The sequence below is a fragment of the Moorena sp. SIO4A1 genome (assembly GCF_010672065.1).
Lineage (GTDB): Bacteria > Cyanobacteriota > Cyanobacteriia > Cyanobacteriales > Coleofasciculaceae > Moorena.
This window is the reverse complement of sequence record NZ_JAAHHX010000965.1, coordinates 1-1,131: the sequence shown is the minus strand read 5'-3', so window position 1 is coordinate 1,131 and position 1,131 is coordinate 1. Positions and strand designations below refer to the sequence as shown.

The window sequence follows — 1,131 nt, the reverse complement described above, 5'->3', positions numbered from 1 at the left end:
TCTTATTTTGAAATTCTTAGTGGATATGAGCTGACTGACTGACAAAAGGCGGTCACTGTTTTGTCAAACTGTTTGTCAGATGGATGTTTGAGAGATTCAAAAAAGCTGAGTGGGAGCCAGCGTTCTTTGATGCGCGATGCCACTCAAAACCATAGGAACGCACTCGAAAAAAAACTCCCGCCTCTACAATGCCCTGAATACCTGGCACCGGTCTTGCCAGTCCCTGGGCACACAAAGCTCATCTAATATCAAATCCGGGTGTAGACTTATTGTATAAAGTGAGTCGGGAAAGATTTATGCCCAAACGCCTGAGACTATTACCTCATCACCAGTTGTGAGGAATTGGAGGAACGGTATCGTCAAGGAGCGTGATGCTGTAGAACGCAGCCAATACCAAATCCTGTGGTTGAAGGCATTAGGGAAACAGACGGAAGAGGTGCGAGAGGCAACGGGGTATTCCGCAGCGCTGGATACGAGTAATTGCAAAGCGCTACAACCAAGACGGGGAAGCAGGAGTAGGTGATGGTCGGCATCATAATCGTGGAGCCGAACCTTTACTCGATGAGGTTCAACAAGCCCAACTCCTACAAGCTCTAGAAGCCCCTGTGGATGAGAGCGGGTTGTGGAATGGTCGCAAGGTAGCCGATTGGATGAGTCGAGTGCTCGAGCGTCGGGTTGCACCTCAACGAGGTTGGGAATATCTGAAGCAGATGGAGTTTCGGCTACGCCTGCCCCGTCCGGAGCATCAACAGCAAGACCCAATGGAACAAGAAGCCTGGAAAAAAAACTGCCTGAGCGAGTAGAGCAGTTACGACAGCAGCATCCGGGGGCAGAGATTGAGTTGTGGGCGATGGACGAACATCGGGTTGGACTCTTTCCCTGTGCTGCGTCGCCTCTGGCTCCCCTGGTGGGAAACCCCAATCGCCTTTGAAGTTACCGTAAGGATAGTGGAGCCTTTATGGTTGGCAGGCTATGCAGAAAAGGGTTAAAACTTATTGATTAAGGCTCCACTATCCTAAGGTTTCGTCTCCAAGGTTCAGTGGCGCTATGAGTGGGTTTGGGTATGGGGTTTTGTGCATCCAGCTTCGGGTAAAACTTACTGGTGGTTACTACCTTTAGTCAACATTCAAC

The 1,131-nt window shown here is 50.0% G+C and carries 1 protein-coding gene; it reads left to right on the top strand.

What is annotated here, in order from left to right; all coding sequences use genetic code 11:
* The first annotated feature begins 650 nt into the window (after positions 1-650).
* Positions 651-803 carry a winged helix-turn-helix domain-containing protein gene (locus F6K53_RS46380; protein WP_366511456.1) on the top strand — a complete coding sequence of 51 codons (153 nt, stop codon included), beginning with the start codon at positions 651-653 and terminating at the stop codon, positions 801-803.
* Positions 804-1,131 lie beyond the last annotated feature (328 nt).